This is a genomic window from Hallella mizrahii, assembly GCF_009695775.1.
Lineage (GTDB): Bacteria > Bacteroidota > Bacteroidia > Bacteroidales > Bacteroidaceae > Prevotella > Prevotella mizrahii.
Genome location: NZ_VUNG01000009.1, coordinates 57782 through 75246, shown reverse-complemented (window position 1 = coordinate 75246; position 17465 = coordinate 57782). Strand labels below are relative to the sequence as shown.

Below are 17465 nucleotides of genomic sequence, written 5' to 3'. Positions count from 1 at the left end.
CTGATATCGTATGATAAAGACTAAATATATCATGGGAGCTGCTCTGGTCGCCCTGGCCTTTGCCTCGTGCTCAGAAGACCAGATGGACCACATCAACACGGATGAGCAGCACAGCTCCATATCCATTGTCGACGGTAATTATTCGATTACCGACGCAGAGGTAAACACCGTTTACAACATCCTTGACGGTAACTATGCTTGGTATGTCTCCAGCTATACAGAACAACTCTTCGGTACGGGTAACAACCAGCTGAAGAACGCTGAGTTGCGCAATGTCAACGAGGTCGCTAGTAGCACCACGTTTAATAATGAGTGGAACAATACCTATGCCAATCTCTACAACTTGAAAGTCATCAAGGAGAAATGCCGTGGTGGTGTGAACAACGGCGCGGACGATCTTCTTGGAATGGCTCAGGCATTGGAAGCCTTGAATTGGGGCATATTGACCGACATGCACGGTGATGTTCCTTGCACAGAGGCATTGGGTGGCCAGTCGACTCCTGCGCTGACAAGTCAAAAGGATATCTACGACAAAATTTTCTCACTGCTTGACAGTGCACAGACTAATCTCGCCCAAGGTTCTAAGACCGTTGGGACTCATGATGTCATCTTCAATGGTAATCTTGACAAGTGGGCAGGTTTGGTTCATGCTTTGAAAGCCCGTTACTTACTGCATACCTATGGCACAGACAAGACCCCCGCACATCTGAGCAAGGTGCTCGCTGAGGCTGAGGCAGCAGTTTCTGCCGGTTTCGATGGTGCCAATCTCGATGTCTTCAACGGTAAGACATCCGACAACTCTTGGTCTGCTTATCATTGGAGCCGCTACTACATTGGATCTTCCAAGACGGTGGAAGACTTGCTGACGGCACGCAAAGACCCACGTGAACCGATCTACAACTTTGATGGCTTTGAAACAGAAGCCGGTGTCGGCACTCCTGGTAATGCTGAGCAGGCTCAGTCTACAAACACGCTGGCCTATCCTGCATGGCTTGAGAACAGTGCTTCCTCTCTCCATCTTTTCAGCAAGTCAGAGCTCTACTTTATCATTGCTGAGGTCAAGGCTCGTCTTGGTCAGGATGCTAAGTCAGACTTTGACAGTGCTGTGAGAGCTGCTATGGATGATTGGGGTACAGCAGCTGACTCGGAAATCTCTGCTGCTGATGTTGACGCATATCTGAATGGTTTAGCTGATCGCTATGCTGCCAATCCGCTCAACGAGATTCTTACACAGAAGTATATTGCTCAGACACGCGATGAGCAGTTGGAGACCTATAACGATATACGCCGTTGTGACTATGTAGATGGCAGTTATCCGGTGAAGATGCAGAATCCTAACAATATATCCGGTTCTTCTAACCGCTGGCCACTGCGTTTGCCTTATGGCGACAGCGATGTCACATCTAACCCCAATGTTGCCAAGGTCTTTGGCTCAGGTAATGAGGCAGGCATGTATATCTACACCAACCCCGTATGGTGGGCTGGTGGCAACAACTAAGCAATAACATAAGAATTTATCAGCCCGTGAGGGGCTGATTTTAATTCTCTCTATTTTTTCCGGGAACTGGCTCGTGCGAGTCGGCTCCCGTTTTTCTTTTTGCTATGTGCGAGAATAGTTGTAACTTTGTAGTGCGAAAATTAAGGTAACTCTGTAGTACAAAAGAGATGTAACCTTGTAGTTTGAAGTATAGGTAAGAGGCAAGAACATGATACGCAAGACTTTATTCCTTTTTCTTTTGTTTCTCGGCTTTGGCTTGAGCGCTGCTGCTGAGGACAGTGAACGCATCAACCATCAGGCAGTGAGAGTGGTCAAAGAACTCACGCCCCACTGGACCGGCACATGGGCGACCGCCATGCAGACGCCAGTGAAGGCTTTCATGCCCTATAACAATCAGATGAGCAACCGTTCGGTGCGACAAATCGTGAAAGTGTCGGCAGGCGGAGATGTCGTTCGTTTGCAGCTCTCCAATATCTTTTCCACCACGCCCGTTGTGCTGCGCTCGGTGTATATTGCTCCGGCTCTCGGTGGTCATCGTGTCGACTCAGCCAAGGCCGTGTATCTCTCGTTCAATGGTCACCGTGGTGTGACGGTCCCGGCCGGCAAGAGTTTGTTTTCCGATGCCGTACGCTTTGCGTTGAAGCCCTTGCAGCTCGTTGCCATCACCGTCAACTATCAGACTGCGCCCAAGGTGCCGACCGTACACATGGGCTCGCGCACCACCTCTTATATATTAAAAGGAGAGAGCAAACCGTCGACAGACTTCTCCCATGCCTTCCGCTATGAGAAATGGTTCAACATTGCAGCCCTTGATGTCTACACACGCGACGTGCGCACTATCGCCATTCTCGGCAACAGCATCACCGACGGAAAGGGTTCCACGACCGATCATCAAAACCGGTGGCCCGACGAGATGAGCTATCAACTCAACGAGGTGGCAGGAGCGAAAGCGGTGAAAGAAGGGAAGAAACGCATGCAGTATGGTGTACTGAACCTCGGCATTGGCAACAACCGTGTGCTCACGGTGGGCTTCGGACAGCCTGCTCGTCAGCGTTTCGACCGTGATATTTTGGAGCAGCGTGGCGTGACGGATGTCATCCTCTTTGAGGGCATCAACGACTTAGGCAACAGTAAGGACGGCATTGTCACTGCTCATGAGCTGGTGGAGGCATATAAACAGATGATAGAAAAATGTCATAAGGCAGGGTTGAAGGTATGGCTGGGTACGATCACGCCGATGAAAGGTGCTCATTATTATTCTGTCAGCCATGAGCTCGGCCGTAAGTTGGTCAATAACTGGATACGCTTGCAACATGAGGCCGACGGCGTTCTCGACTTCGACAACCTCATGCGTGACCCTGCTGACGAGCACGCCCTGCGTCCGGGCTTGTATCTTCCCGATCATCTCCATCCCAATGCCGAAGGATATAAGATGATGGGGAAGTATGCGGCGGAGAGGCTGTTAACGTTAGAATAAAGCCCACCCTAACCCTCCCGAGGGAGGGAAATGCAATACCAGAAAGGATAGTTAGAATGTATCAATAGTTATTTGGAAGGACTGTGCTCTGCTACGGCGAGCAGCTCCTTGGCCACGAGACACAGCTCATCGTACCATTCCTTACCGAATCGGCGGATGAGCGGCTCCTTGAGAAACTCATAGACCCGGATGTTCTCCTCTTGTCCTTTGCGCACAGCGGCTTTGCAGACATCCCAACGATGGTAGTTGATGCCTACGAGCCCGTTGCTGAAACTTTTCTCTCGGATAGGGTAGAGCTCGCATGAGATGGGCTTGCGCCATTTCGTCTTTCCCGCACGATAAGCACAGTCAAAGGCGCAGAGACAGCAATGGGGCACGGCGGACTTGCCGTCGCCTAAGTCGAGATCACGATAGCAGGTAAACACGCAGTCCTTGCCGCCTACGATGCTTGTCACCAGGTCGCCGTCGTTGTCGGTGTAGGCGACACCTTGTTTGTCGATGACGCTCTGTGCCGAAGCACTGAGGTCGCCCCACACCACGTCGAGTGCGTCTTCCATCTCCCCAACCTCATCGAGGGTTACCGGTGCGCCGGCGTCGCCCTCCACACAGCACTGTCCTTTGCAGGCGTGTAGGTCACAACAAAACTTCTCAGTGAAAATATCCGGGGAAACGAGCACGTTTCCCACTTCTACGATATGCAGTTCCATAATTAATCAGACCCTCTATAGCTTGTTCTTTCTACCAATCGATGGCTTGTTGGCCGTGAGCTGTGAGATATTCGTTGCAGCGTGAGAACTGGTGCAGGCCGAACCATCCGCCTCGGTTGGCGGAGAGCGGTGAGGGGTGAGCCGACTCCAGCACGAGGTTCTGCTGCTCATTGATGAGATAGCGCTTGCTGCGCGCGTATCCGCCCCAAAGCATGTACACGATGCCCTGTCGGTGGTCGCTGAGCGCTTTGATGGCCGCGTCGGTAAAGAACGACCATCCCAGACGCTGATGGCTGTTGGCCAGATGTGCCCTGACGGTGAGCGTGGCGTTGAGGAGCAGTACACCCTGACGTGCCCAACGGGTGAGATCGCCACTTGTCGGCATCGGCTTGCCGAGGTCGGCTTGTATCTCCTTGAAGATGTTGACAAGCGAAGGCGGCATGACAATGCCCTCAGGCACCGAGAAGCTCAGCCCCATGGCCTGTCCCTGCTCGTGATAAGGATCCTGCCCGATGATCACCACCTTCACCTTGTCGAAGGGACAGAGATTGAAAGCGTTGAAGATCAGATGGCCCGGCGGAAAACACTGTTGTGTCTTGTATTCCTCTTTCACCTGCTGGGTGAGACTGGCAAAGTACGGCTTGTCAAACTCCGTGCCCAAGTATTGTTTCCAGGAAGGTTCTATTTGTACGTTCATAATGAAAAAAGCCCCACCTCCGGTCAAGAGCCGGAGATGGGGCTATTAAGTATGTTGATTATTTATTGTCGCTGATGAGGTTCTCGCCGGTCATGTCAGCAGGCTGCTCCAGACCCATGATATGCAGGATGGAAGGAGCCACGTCGGCCAGACGTCCGTCCTTTACTGTGGCGCTGTTGTTGTTCGTCACATAGATAAACGGAACGGGGTTGAGCGAGTGAGCGGTGTTAGGCGTGCCGTCGGGGTTGATGGCGTTGTCAGCATTGCCGTGGTCAGCAATGATGATAGCCTCGTAGTCATTGGCCTTGGCAGCCTCGATGACGTCGTGTACGCAGTGGTCAACAGCCCAAACGGCCTTGGCGATGGCATTGTAGACACCCGTGTGGCCGACCATATCGCCATTGGCGAAGTTGACCACGATGAAGTCGTACTGCTGTGTGTTGATGGCGCCGACGAGTTTGTCCTTCACCTCGTATGCGCTCATCTCCGGCTGCAGGTCGTAGGTAGCCACCTTAGGCGAGTGTACGAGGATACGGTCCTCACCCTCGTAAGGAGCCTCGCGGCCGCCATTGAAGAAGAACGTCACGTGAGCGTACTTCTCAGTCTCTGCTGTGTGGAGCTGGCGCAGACCTTTCTTAGAGAGATATTCGCCGAGGGTGTCCTGAACGTTCTCTTTTGGGAAGAGAATGTGTACGCCCTTGAAGTTGGCATCGTACGGAGTCATGCAGTAGTACTGCAGATCCTTGATCGTGTGCATGCCCTCTGCCGGCATATCCTCCTGAGTGAGCACCTGAGTGAGCTCGCGTGCACGGTCGTTGCGGAAGTTGATGAAGATGATCACGTCGCCTTCCTGAATCGTGCCGTCGACGGCGGAGTTGTTGATCGGCTTAATGAACTCGTCGGTCACGCCTTCGTCGTAGCTCTCCTGCATGGCCTTGACCAAGTCAGTAGCCTGCTTACCCTTGCCCTCGACGAGCAGGTCGTAAGCCTCCTTGACGCGGTTCCAGCGCTTGTCGCGGTCCATAGCGTAGAAGCGGCCTACGATGCTGGCGATGTGCGCGCCGTTGTCGTTGCATACCTTCTCGATGTCGGCGATGAATCCCTTGCCGCTCTTCGGGTCAGTGTCACGACCGTCCATGAAGCAGTGTACATAGACATCTTTGAGGTTATATTCTTTTCCGATCTCGATGAGCTTGAAGAGGTGGTTGAGGCTGGAGTGCACGCCACCGGTAGAAGTCAGTCCCATCAGGTGGAGCTTCTTGCCGGTCTTCTGAGCGTAGCTATAAGCGTTGACGATCTCCTTGTTCTTCAGGATGTCGCCAGTCTCGCAGGCCTTGTTGATCTTCACCAGGTCCTGATAGACGATACGTCCTGCACCGATGTTCAAGTGTCCTACCTCGGAGTTGCCCATCTGTCCTTTTGGCAGACCGACGTCCTCGCCGCAGGCCATGAGCTGAGAGTGAGCGCATGTAGCGTTGAGATAATCGAGATAAGGTGTCGGTGTGTTGTAGATCACGTCACCTTTGCCATGCTGTCCGATTCCCCATCCATCGAGAATCATCAATAAAGCTTTCTTTGCCATAGTGTTAAATGTATGTTATGTTGTTGATATTCTGTATCACTGCAAAGTTACTACCTTTTCAGCGAATGACAAAATCTAAAGGCAGAAAAAGAAAAGCAGCAGTCGCGATGTGACAGGTCTGCAGCTTAGTGCCCTTGTTCTCTATAACTTATTTATTTTCTTCTAAGCTAATATCGCTTTTGGGAATATCTTCAGAAAAAGAGCACTGAAAGTTTGTGATTCTAAAAACAAATACTTAAATTTGCAGATAAATAGAATGTTACTATATTATGGCTACAAGAAAAATATCCAAGAGAGAGTTGAGGGCATTGCTGCCAAAGAAGCTCAGCAAATATGGTGAATGGTTTTTCTCAGACGATAAGGATAAACTCTATGTCGAAATCAAAGACATGAGAGCTGTGTTGAAATGAGATATTACCTTGATACCAACATCCTTATATATATGCTTAACCGTGAGCCAGACGAGTTAAGCAGGGATGTTGTTGCTATTTTGATGGATTATGAAAACGCCTTTAGGACGAGTACGGTATGCGTCCATGAACTTATTCATTTGTATCAAATAGGTAAGGTGCCATTGAAACGTAATGGCAAGGATGTTGATATCAATAACTTTTCAGAGTGGCTTCAGGATATGGGAATTGATATTGTACCTGTATCTGTGAAGCATTTACAAAAACTTTCAACTCTTCCTTTAATGGAAGATCATAGAGACCCTAACGACCGCCTTATCATAGCTCAAGCTATAACTGACAAGATAACATTGATAAGTTCTGATCGTAAGTTTGATAAATATGTGAAATACGGTCTTGATTTTGTCTTCAACAAACGATAGAAACGTGATATATTGTACGACAAAGCTGAGCAAGCGCACTGCTTGCTCAGCTTTGTTAGTTTTGGACGGCTTTTGTCTACAGATGGGACTTCTTCTATCGTTTCCCTCAGTTGCTGCTTTTCCTGTATTCCGATGGTGACATGCCGACATGCTCCTTGAAGTATTTTCCAAGGAAGCTTTGGTTGGCGAAGCGGAGGTCCTCTGTGATCTCCTTGATCGACTTTGACGTGTTTTTCAGCAAGTTGCGGAGCTCAAGCGTCACGTAGGTATCGATCCACTCATTGGGTGTCTGGTGGCTGACTTGCTTGATGATCTCGGAGAGATATTTCGGTGTGATGCTTAGCTGCAAGGCGTACCATCCCACGCGTCGCTCCTGTCGGAAGTTCTGTTCGACGAGTTGGATGAACTTCACGAAGATGTCCTCAGCGCGTGCCCGACGGGTCTGCATGAGTTGCTGCGACTGCCAGATGGTGTTGCCTGCGTCGTAGATGAGAGCCTTGAGGAGGCTCTGCACCGTCTCTCGGCGGAAGTGGTGATTGGTGTCGCCGACTTTTGTCTTAATAAACGAGAAGAAGTCGACGATGTCCTGCTGCTTTTGTGGGTCGAGATGATAAACAGGATGCATACGCGAGAAGATATACATCGTCGAGAGGTCGTGCACGCCGGCAAGGACTTCGTGGAAGTATTGGCTGGAAATGATGATGACCACTTCTTTGTGGTCCGGACTGAACTTGTAGTAGTCAAGAATGGCTCCGTTGCTGATGATGATGATGTCGCCGGCTCTCACCTTATGGTGGATGGTGTCAACGCTGTACTCACCCTCTCCTTGTGTGCAGAGCGCCAGCAGGATGAAATCCATGCGGCGGGGCTCCTGAAAGACGGGCAGGTTGTTCATGTTTTCTGTGAGAACCAGGTCGTCGTCGATGTAGCTGCCTCCTTGGATGAGTTTGACGTCGTTGATGGAAATACTGTTGAGACTCGTGTTCATATCTTATTGGAAAGTGTTGTCAATGAATATCGGTGCGACATCCACGGCTTCTGCTTCCGTGATCTGGTCGCGTCGGAAATATCGGTCGCCCGTCACCGTGACTCTGCGCTGGTATCCGATGGCAAAGACAGGGCTGGCCTGTTCGTCCATCTGTCCGTTGCAGGTGTATCGCAGTCCGGCGGTCTCGATCTGCTCGCCCCATCGTGCCTCGCGGAGGTTGAGGCGGACGAGGCCACGGAATCCGCGGCCATAGTCGTAGGACACCTCGTTGCCGTTGGCGTCGAAATAGTTATATCCCCGGCTTCTGACGATTTTCTCGGCAGGGAGGCAGGCAGTGTAGGTCTTGCAGGGTGCGGTTTGCTGTTGTGCAAAGGGTGCGGTGGCGTTTTCGTCGTCCGTCGTCTCCACAGCATGGCGCCACAGTGCCGCGTCGAAGTCGCTTGCCGTCCAGGGCGTGTCGGCCCAGCGTCCGTCGACCCACTCGTGTCCGTCGGCTGTGAGTCCTGAGGCCGCATGACGACAAATCCACGAATTGTCGCTGAAGTAGGCGAAGCGTTGCCCCTTGCTGTCGATGCCGTAGAAGACTGCCGACACCTGCCGCCGCGTGGCGTGAGGGAAACCAGGGCTGTAGAGCACAGCCACCACGTTGCTGTCAGGACGCAGATAGGGTGTCACGTCGAGCGTCAGCGCAATGGTCGTCGTGTCGCCCTGTGGTCGTGACGGGTAGAAGAGCGCGGTGCCAACCTTGGCTTCGTTGACATACACCTTGACGAGACCTGTCGTCGCAATGGTGAGATGGGCCTCGTGGTGACGTGCGCTGGAGAGCAGCGTGGTGCGAAACCATACGTGGGCCAGGCTGTCGGTGTCGGGAGCAGCCACCCAGTGGGTGTTGAATTGCCGGGCATTGACCCACAGCACCGTTGTCCACAAAACGAATGTCAACAGCCAGCCTCTCATTCTATAATCGTTTTCTTGTTCTTTTTCACTTTGATCGTCTTTTTCATACCGTTGTAGACGAGCGTCACCTTACCGGTGCGCACGCCGGTGAGTTCGCATCGTGTGATGCGTCCATTCTTCCATGCCATCGAGACCGTATAACCGCCGCGCGCCTTCAGTCCGTTGATGGATCCGTCGGCCCACTGCTGTGGCAGTGCCGGCAAAAGCTCTATCGTGTCGTCGTGGCTTTGCATGAGCATCTCGCAAACACCGGCCACGCCGCCGAAGTTGCCGTCGATCTGGAAGGGAGGGTGGGCGTCGAAGAGGTTGGGAAATGTGCCTCCGTGCTGCGACCGCGTGTGCTCGGGATCGACATAAGCGAGAAGTTTCTGATAGATGTGATAGGCCATTGTGCCGTTGTGGAGACGTGCCCAGAGGTTGATGCGCCATCCTGTGCTCCATCCCGTGGTCTGTTCTCCTTTTTGTCGCAGTGTCGCCGCGGCGGCCTCGGCAAGTCGGGGTGTGCCGCTGACCGTGATCTGATGTCCGGGATAGAGACCGATGAGATGGCTCTGATGACGGTGATGGAAGTCCTCGTCGTCCCAGTCGTAGTACCACTCGTTGAGGTCGCCGCGCTGTCCGACAACGTAGGGATGGAGTCGGTCGAGGGCATTTTGCAGCGAGTCGCGCAGGCTCTTGTCGGTGCCAAGCGTGCGGGCAGCCTGCAAGGTGTTGGTGAACAGTTCGCGGATGATGGCCAAGTCGGCCGTACCGCCGTACATGGTTGCGCCCTTATATCCTTTGGCGTTGATGTAGAAAGCTTCGGGCGACGTACTCGGCGCGGTGATGAGTTCTTGGGGATTCTTCGGGTTGGTGATGAGCCATTGAAGCATGAAACGGCTTGCGCCGCGCATGAGCGGATAGGCGGTCTGGCGGAGATAGTGCTCGTCCAGGGTGTAGAGATAGTGGTCGTAGACGTTCTGCATGAGCCAGGCGCCGCCCATGTTCCAGTTGCTCCACGTGGGACTCTCGTTTTTTTCGCCTACGGGATTGGTCATCGCCCAGATGTCGCTGTTGTGTCCGCAGCTCCATCCCTCGCGTATGCCGTAGTAGTTCCATGCGTTGCGGTGACCGGTCTTGGCGAGGTTCTCGCAGAAGGTGGCCAGCGGTTCAAACATCTCCGGCATGGCGGCGACGTCGCAGGGCCAGTAGTTCTCCTCCAGATTGATGTTGATCGTGTAGTTGCCTCGCCAGGGTGCCCAGAGTTTGTCGTTCCACAGTCCTTGCAGTTCGGCGGGAGCTCCGGGGGTGCGTGAGCAGGAGATGAGCATGTAGCGGCCGTACTGGAAATAGAGCGTCTCGAGGTATTTGTCCCGTGCACTGCTTTGTCCGTAGGTCCGTATCATGCTGTCGGTGGGCTCGGCGGTGTTGGGCTGCGCGCCGTTGAGGCTGAGTCTCAACCGTTGATAGATCGGCTGGTAGTCAGCGAGATGGCGCGTGCGCAGGCTGTCGTAGGTGTAGTTGACCAGATGCCAGGCGTCGTCCATGGCGTTGGCGAGATAGGGTGCGCCCTGCTTGACGGGATGGCGGTCGTAGCCGTTGAAGCTCGTCTCGTTGACAAGATATAGCGTCAGCTCGCTGGCCTGCCGGACAAAGAGCGTGCTGTCGTCGTGCTCAATGGTGCCGTCGGGCGAGGCGGCGCGCAGTACGGTGCAGAAATGGATGCTCTCGTTGGGGTCGCCGACGGCGTTGCCCGTCATCGTCAACTGCTTGTTGGCGGCCTTTGTGCCGTGGGGAACGAGCGAGCCGATGGCGAGTCTGACGTTGATGGCTTTTGGTGTGGAACTCTTGATGCGCACAGCAATGACCTTGTCGGGATGCGAGGCGAAGTATTCTCGACGGTAGGTGACGCCGCCACGTGTGTAGCGGTCGCGGCACAGCGCGCTGTCGAGGTCGAGCTCTCGGCGGTAGTCCGTCGTCGGCCCCTCGTTGAGATCATAGATGCGCAGGGTGCCCAACGGCTCGTAGAATTGAGAGTTGTGACCCTGGACATGGTGCTGGAGCGAGTCGGCGAGGGGGTAGTCCTCGTTGAAGAGCGCCTCGCGGATTGCCGGAATCCACTGGTGAGCCGTGCTGTCGACGCTGAGGTCTACGGGTTTCCCGGTCCAGAAGGTGATGTCGTTGAGGTGGATGATGTCGCAGTCAGGCGCTCCGTAGACGAGTGCTCCGAGCTTGCCGTTGCCGATGGGCAGTGACTGCTCGAAGAGGCGGGCTGGTTGGTCGTACCACAGGCGCATGGGCGGCTGCTGCGCGTGAGCGGCAGTCGTCAGGGCGGCCAGGGCAAGGGTGGTGATGAGTCGGTGCATAGATGATAGGGTTTGAGAGGGAATTGGCACCGGCGGAGCATCTGCCGGTTGCTGTTGAAAAAAGAAGGGCGGTCAGTAACGGCCGCCCAACTTATAGATAGATGTGTGATTTGTCTTTGCGCAAAGACGCTGGTGCGAACCTGGCGCGACTACGCGTCGATGTTGGCGTAGGTAGCGTTTTGCTCGATAAACTCACGTCGGGGCTCCACATCGTCGCCCATGAGCATGGAGAAGATCTCGTCGGCTTCGGCAGCGTTCTCGATGGTCACTTGCTTGAGCAGGCGTGTCTTGGGATCCATTGTGGTTTCCCAAAGCTGGTCGGGGTTCATCTCACCCAAACCTTTGTATCGCTGTGTGTGGATGCTCTTTCCGTCCTCTACGCCATTGCCGTATTTGTCGAGGAAGGCCTGGCGCTGCTGGTCGTTGTAGCAATACTCGCTGACCTTGCCTTTGTAAGTGCATTTATAGAGTGGTGGCGTGGCGATATAGAGGTGTCCGTCTTCGATGACTTTCGGCATGAAGCGGTAGAAGAGTGTCATGATCAGGGTGTCGATGTGTGAGCCATCGACATCGGCATCGGTCATGATGATGATCTTGTCGTAGCGGAGCTTGTCGATATTGGCCTCGCGGTCGTCTTCGCCGTCGACACCGAAGCGTACGCCGATGCTCTGGATGATGTTCATCACCGACTCAGCCTCGAAGACGCGGTGCCACTGTACTTTCTCGACGTTGAGGATCTTTCCGCGCAATGGCAGGATGGCTTGGGTGTAGCGGTCGCGGCCCTGCTTGGCGGATCCACCTGCGGAGTCACCCTCGACGAGGAAGATCTCGCACTTCTTCGGGTCTTTGTTGGAGCAGTCGGCGAGTTTGCCGGGCAGTCCGCCACCGCTCATCACGCTTTTGCGCTGCACACTCTCGCGTGCTTTGCGGGCAGCCACACGGGCTGTGGCGGCGAGGATCACCTTTTCGCAGATCCTCTTGGCTTCTGCCGGATGCTCCTCAAGATAGTTGGTCAGGGCCTCGCCGACGGCTTGGTTGACAGCACCGGTGACCTCGCTGTTGCCAAGCTTGGTCTTTGTCTGACCCTCAAACTGCGGTTCGGCAACTTTGATGGAGATGACGGCAGTGAGTCCCTCGCGGAAGTCCTCACCGGCCACTTCTATCTTTGCTTTCTCGATCTGCTTGGAGATAGCCGGGTCGTTGTCGGCATAGTTCTTCAGCACACGTGTCAATGCCTGACGGAAGCCCGTGACGTGGGTACCGCCCTCGATGGTGTTGATGTTGTTGACGTAAGAGTGGAGGTTCTCGGAGTAGTCGGTATTGTACATGATGGCCACTTCGATGGGCACGCCCTGCTTCTCGGTCTTCAGATAGATGACATCATCGAAGAGATGGGTACGGTGACGGTCGATGTAGCGCACCATCTCCTTGAGTCCGTCCTTGGCGTGGAAGACTTCCTGACGTGTCTTGCCGTCGTCGTCGGGACGCAGGTCGGTCAGCGTGATCTTGATGCCAGCGTTGAGGTATGCCAGCTCACGCATACGGCGTGCCACGATGTCCCACTGGAAGGTGGTGGTGGTGAAGATGGTGGGGTCTGGCCAGAACTGCTGGCGTGTGCCGCGCTTGTCGGTGTCGCCGATGACGCGCACGGGATAGAGCGGCTTTCCCTTTTCGTATTCCTGCTGGTAGATTTTTCCATCGCGGAAGACTTGTGACTTCATGTGTGTGGAGAGTGCGTTGACACAGCTCACGCCGACGCCGTGAAGACCACCGCTGACCTTGTAGGAGCCTTTGTCGAACTTACCACCGGCGTGGAGCACGGTCATGACGACCTCCAAGGCGCTCTTGTGCAGTTTCTTATGCTCGTCGACAGGGATGCCTCGGCCGTCGTCCTCTACGGTGCAGGAACCGTCTGCGTTGATGGTCACCTCGATGTTGTGGCAGAAACCTGCCATAGCCTCGTCGATGGAGTTGTCCACGGTCTCATTGATGAGATGGTGCAAACCTTTCTCACTGATGTCGCCAATATACATAGCCGGACGCTTGCGCACGGCTTCCAAACCCTCCAGCACTTGGATGTTGGAGGCGGAGTAATTATCCTCTGGATGTTGAATTTCTGCCATTTCTGTTTAGTTCGTATTTATCTGCAAAGGTACTAAAAAAGCGTGACATAGCGAAAACTTATGCTGTGAAAAATAGCTGCAAAAGGAGGCTTTTGCCTCTCACACAAAGCCATAGTGCCACAAAGCGGGTTTTATTGGTTGGGGGGCTCAATCAATCGGCGATTATTCAGCCGTTGTTTATCTGTAACCTGAAAGTCGGCGTTTAGGATTTAGCGGTTATGTCCTCATGATGATGATACTCATAAAATCTGTTGAATAAACTGACAATTTTCCGCCCAAATACAGGCGATTTTCTGAACCGGCACCCTCCTCGGCCCGATTTTCGCGATTCTCAGCGACTTTTTGTAAAGTGTTGAAACATAAGCAGTTATTAAAATGTGACAATTTTGATAAACACAAAAAGGTACTTTGACGCAAAATTCTCTAGAGAATTTCTCGTCAAAGTACCTTTTTCATCGGGTCATCTCGGTTGTTTGACCTTGTCATCTCAGTTGTTTGACCCTATAAAACAACCGAGATGAGGCTGTCAACTCACCGCTTTGATCACTTCAACTCACGTTTTTGTGTTTTCCACACTGCTTTTTGCTTATTTCTCTGTTTTTGTTTTCTCTGGATTGAAAGTTGTGGGAGAGGTGTTTTTGTCAATAACATTTCATTGTTAACATGCTTGCTCGTGCAGTTGCTCAGTGTCTCTCTGTCTCTACGTGAAAGGATTATTGCCCTGGTGCGATGACGCGGTATTTGCCGCTGAGATGCAGAAAGGCGAAGAGGCGGAGCAGGCCGTCGTAGTAGGCATCGAAGTATCCGTCGGCAAAGGGCACGTTGGCAGAGTGCCACAGACGGTCGGCAAAGTCACGGGCCTTGGCGTGGTCGGCGACTAACGAAGCGGCGGCAAGGGTAGCGACGAGACCTACGGAGTGGCGCAGTCCGGGTTTGCCGCCGCCCTCGTAAGGCTTTTCTGCCGGCATGCCGTCGGTGCGGTACTGGTCGATGTAGGCGTCGATGCCCTTGTTGAAGAAGAAGTCCTGTACGGTGTTGGCGTAGCGGCGTTGCCATGCCGTGTCGGCGCAGGCCCAGCTATAGTCCAGCGCGATGTTCATCGGCATGCGCCAGGAGTCATAGCGGAAATCCCGGTTTCCCTTCATGGCTATGTTGCCCGGTGGCGTGAGCGGCTTGCCGTTGTAGTCCGTGAGGTCGGGGCAGAGTGCCGTGAGCGGGTCGATGCAGCGGTGGAGATAGCGGCGTGACGCTGCAGCATAAGCCTTGTAGTCATCGGCGTGACCGTCGTCAGCCCATCGTGCCCACACCTCGTAGAAGGCAGGAAGGTGGTAGCTGGGGTCGGTGAAGCGGGCACCGAAGCCACTCGGCGTGAAGGTGATGAGACGGTGCTGCGGGTTGATGAGCGCGTTGGCACTGTCCTGGCCGTTGCCCTCCCTGGCGAGACGCAACAACCGCTGGGCTTCTGCGAGGTAGTTGATACCCGAATGGTTGCCCCAGCGGTTGGAGGCGAAGATGAGCGAAGTGATCATATACAGTTCGCCGTCGCTGGCCGGCCCCTCAGCGTTGTGCGTGCCGTCGGTCTTGCAACTCCAGGCGTAGTAGCCCGCCAAAGGCTCCTGGCGCATGAGCATGTAGCGCTGAGCCCAACGCAGCAGTCGGTCGAAGATGTCCTTGCGGTTCATCTCTACGGCGATCATCATGCCGTAGGACATGCCCTCGGTGCGCACGTCGTGGTTCTTCAAGTCGGAGATATAGCCCAAAGAGTCGCCCACCTCGAAGTAGACACGGTTGGGGCCGAAGAACACCTCTTGGAATACATCGTTGACACGGCGGTCGATGTCCTCAGAGGAATAGCCCATCTCGGCGAAATAGTTGCGGTAGCGGCCGGTCTGCATGCCGCCTTGGGTATACGGTGGTATGGGTGCGCCTTCGAAAGAAAGCCAGTCTATGTCGGCGTTGCTGCCCTTTTCGAGTTGCAATCCGATGTCGTGGATGCCGGCAGCGACAGGTGCGATGGTGACCGTCTGCTCGGCGAAGGTGTCGCAGGGGGCTATGCTGAGGCGGGCGACACGCTGGTTGCCAATGGTGACGGCAACGGAGGAAAGGCTTTGCGCACGGGCGCGGAGCGTCAGGCGGCAGAGGTTGGGACGGAAGGCTACGCGATTGTATCGTGCCCAGCCTTGGCGGGTAAGGTGCAGCACCCAGCCGCGGAAGGGTTGCAGACTGTCCAAGAGAACGGCTTGCGCGCCCGTGGGCGAGATGCTGCTGTAGCGGTCGACCTCGATGTGGCGGCGGGCATCGGTGATGCCGACACCGCGCAGCGTAGGATGTACTTTCACGATTGTGCCGTCGGGGCGGAAGCTCAGCGAGTCGACGCGCACGGACCGGCACTTGTCAAACGTCGGCGAATAGTCGTTGTGGTGATAGAAGAGATACCATTGTCCGCGGTACTGCACGATGGAGTGGTGGTTGGTCCAGCACTTGTCGGGCCATTCGTCCATGATCAGTCCTTTGAAGGTATAGGGTCCTTCCGGGCTTTCGCTCATGGCGTAGGCCAGCGTCTCGGTGCCGTTTTTCTGTCGCACCCAGGGGAAGGTAAGGTAGAACAGTCCGTTGCGCTCAAAGGCGAAGGGTCCCTCCTTGAAGCCGTCGGGCAGTCCCGCGATGGTCTTCGGTGTCTCTGCCAGCGACTGATAGTCGTCGTTCATGCGCGCTACGGTGATGCCGCCGTTGCCGGCCCAGAAGAGATAGCTCTCTCCCCGGCTGGTCTGAAGCATACACGGGTCGATGCCTCTCACGCCGTCCAAGGGTTTGGCGGCAGGCGTGAAGGGACCGATGGGGCTGGGGGCAGTGGCGATGCCGATGCCGAAGCCGCGCTCCGAAGCCAGCCCGGAAGGGAAGAGCAGGTAGTAGCGTCCCTGATGCTCCACGCAGTCGGGAGCCCACATGGCGTAGCCTTCGTGGTTGGCCCAAGGCACTTGCTTCTGGTCGAGGATGACACCGTGGTCGGTCCAGTCGGCGAGATCATTGGAGGAAAAGACGTGGTAGTCAGCCATGGCGAACCACCGCCGCTCAGGTGCCACGGGGCTGATGATGTCGTGGGAGGGATAGAGATAGACGCGGTCGCCGAAGACGCGGGCGGTAGGATCTGCGGAGTATTGGTCACGGATCACCGGGTTCTGGGCCGTGGAGGGCAATGACGGTAGCAATAGCGCGGCTGTCAATGCGCACCAAAGTACCCGGGTATGTCTTTTCAGAAAGGTAGTCATGTCGTGGTATTGTTTAGTTATAGGTGAGGCAAAGATACGAAAAATAGGGGAAAGGCTGTTTGGATGGGGTAACAAAATGTTTGTCACTTGTTACGAATGTCGAAAAGAGTAGGATTGAACATAGTTCCTGTTTGACGAAAAAAGCGAGATTGTGTGCGGGAACAAAGAGATGTGACAGATTTTTTTTGTAATTTTGCAGGCAATGAAATTACGCAGATTGTTTCTCTTCATGGTTTTGTGTCTGCCAGCATTGCCCTTGGCAGCGGCAGAGAACTTCTTCACTACAACGGGCTATAGCTTTGTGCGTCGTAGTGGCGGACAGTCGTATGCGGTGAAGGTGGACTTTCCCGTCGACGGCGAGGCCCATGCGCTGGACAGCGTGAAGGCTTGGATATGCGACATCCTCGACGTGGACGAACCGCAAGAACTGGATGAGGCGAACTTCGAAAACGTGATGCAGCAAAGCTACGATACCTTTCTCAAGGAAGACAGTGGGATGTCGCGGTGTGTGGAAATCGTTCGCAGCTATGAGGACGAGGAGATCGTGACCTATCAGTCGCAGGTTGTGGACCGCGACACGGCGACGTGGCGGGACGAGGACTGTGCGTCGTTCAGCAAGGAAGACGGGCATCGTCTGAGTATCCGGGAGATTTTCAAGTGCCCGGAAAGAAAGATCAAGCAACTGATGTGGCAGTATCGTGGCGATCTGCCTGTGGGCGTGTCGGGTCCCGACGAACTTGTGGTCGGTGATGCCGGATACATCGATGGCTGGGTGGTGGTCATTGGTCCTGCACGAGGCTACACGGGCGCGGCCTACCGCATCCGCTATCAGGTGGCAGAGCCCTATCTGCAAGGAAAGCGCACGGGCGGCTATTACGATGGTGAAGAAGACGACGAATAAGTGAAAAGACGGGTGAAAGGAGGTAAATCGGTGACGTAGGGATACAAAAAAAGCCGCTCTTTCGGAGCGGCTGAATATCTTACATCAAC

Annotated in this window: 13 protein-coding genes; 5 read left to right on the top strand and 8 right to left on the bottom strand. The window is 54.4% G+C overall.

The genetic code is table 11. From position 1 onward, the window contains the following. Positions 1–10 precede the first annotated feature (10 nt). Positions 11–1498 (top strand): SusD/RagB family nutrient-binding outer membrane lipoprotein, encoded by a 1488-nt coding sequence (locus tag FYJ73_RS05590; protein WP_154533725.1) that lies wholly within the window; start codon positions 11–13, stop codon positions 1496–1498. Positions 1499–1706: 208 nt separating this feature from the next. After that, a complete protein-coding gene (locus FYJ73_RS05585) occupies positions 1707–2975 on the top strand; it encodes an SGNH/GDSL hydrolase family protein (RefSeq protein WP_154533724.1) in 1269 nt (422 codons plus the stop codon). Between the two features lie 68 nt (positions 2976–3043). Here FYJ73_RS05585 and FYJ73_RS05580 read toward each other — a convergent pair whose 3' ends face one another. Genes FYJ73_RS05580 through gpmI form a run of 3 tightly spaced genes read right to left on the bottom strand, consistent with a single transcriptional unit; the run spans position 3044 to position 5961 of the window. Beyond that, positions 3044–3682 carry a DUF3109 family protein gene (locus FYJ73_RS05580; RefSeq protein WP_154533723.1) on the bottom strand — a complete coding sequence of 213 codons (639 nt, stop codon included), beginning with the start codon at positions 3680–3682 and terminating at the stop codon, positions 3044–3046. Between the two features lie 31 nt (positions 3683–3713). Further along, positions 3714–4379, bottom strand: a complete 666-nt coding sequence (gene ung, locus FYJ73_RS05575) for a uracil-DNA glycosylase (RefSeq protein WP_154533722.1) — start codon at positions 4377–4379, stop codon at positions 3714–3716. Positions 4380–4437: 58 nt separating this feature from the next. Then, a complete protein-coding gene (gene gpmI / locus FYJ73_RS05570; RefSeq protein ID WP_154533721.1) occupies positions 4438–5961 on the bottom strand; it encodes a 2,3-bisphosphoglycerate-independent phosphoglycerate mutase in 1524 nt (507 codons plus the stop codon). Between the two features lie 269 nt (positions 5962–6230). Here gpmI and FYJ73_RS05565 point away from each other — a divergent pair, with 269 nt between their 5' ends. After that, complete coding sequence (locus FYJ73_RS05565; RefSeq protein ID WP_154533720.1) at positions 6231–6371, top strand: hypothetical protein; 141 nt, start codon at positions 6231–6233, stop codon at positions 6369–6371. Then, on the top strand, positions 6368–6793 hold the full coding sequence (locus FYJ73_RS05560; protein WP_154533719.1) for a type II toxin-antitoxin system VapC family toxin: 426 nt from the start codon (positions 6368–6370) through the stop codon (positions 6791–6793). Before FYJ73_RS05565 ends, FYJ73_RS05560 begins: the two co-directional genes overlap by 4 nt. Positions 6794–6899: 106 nt before the next feature. Here FYJ73_RS05560 and FYJ73_RS05555 read toward each other — a convergent pair whose 3' ends face one another. The 5 genes from FYJ73_RS05555 to FYJ73_RS05535 all read right to left on the bottom strand — a co-directional run bounded on the left by FYJ73_RS05555 (position 6900) and on the right by FYJ73_RS05535 (position 16475). Beyond that, the gene (locus FYJ73_RS05555; protein ID WP_154533718.1) at positions 6900–7781 is read right to left on the bottom strand and encodes an AraC family transcriptional regulator; all 882 of its coding nucleotides are present in this window, start codon (positions 7779–7781) and stop codon (positions 6900–6902) included. Between the two features lie 3 nt (positions 7782–7784). Beyond that, positions 7785–8723, bottom strand: coding sequence for an alpha-L-rhamnosidase N-terminal domain-containing protein (locus FYJ73_RS05550; protein ID WP_206081700.1), 939 nt, complete (start codon positions 8721–8723; stop codon positions 7785–7787). A gap of 11 nt (positions 8724–8734) precedes the next feature. Then, positions 8735–11083: a glycoside hydrolase family 95 protein gene (locus FYJ73_RS05545; RefSeq protein WP_154533716.1), complete on the bottom strand. Its 2349-nt coding sequence runs from the start codon at positions 11081–11083 to the stop codon at positions 8735–8737. A gap of 149 nt (positions 11084–11232) precedes the next feature. After that, positions 11233–13206: a DNA topoisomerase (ATP-hydrolyzing) subunit B gene (gene gyrB, locus FYJ73_RS05540; protein WP_154533715.1), complete on the bottom strand. Its 1974-nt coding sequence runs from the start codon at positions 13204–13206 to the stop codon at positions 11233–11235. A gap of 713 nt (positions 13207–13919) precedes the next feature. Beyond that, positions 13920–16475, bottom strand: a complete 2556-nt coding sequence (locus FYJ73_RS05535) for a glycosyl hydrolase family 8 (RefSeq protein WP_154533714.1) — start codon at positions 16473–16475, stop codon at positions 13920–13922. 202 nt (positions 16476–16677) lie between these two features. Here FYJ73_RS05535 and FYJ73_RS05530 point away from each other — a divergent pair, with 202 nt between their 5' ends. Continuing rightward, complete coding sequence (locus FYJ73_RS05530; protein WP_154533713.1) at positions 16678–17376, top strand: hypothetical protein; 699 nt, start codon at positions 16678–16680, stop codon at positions 17374–17376. Positions 17377–17465: the final 89 nt, after the last annotated feature.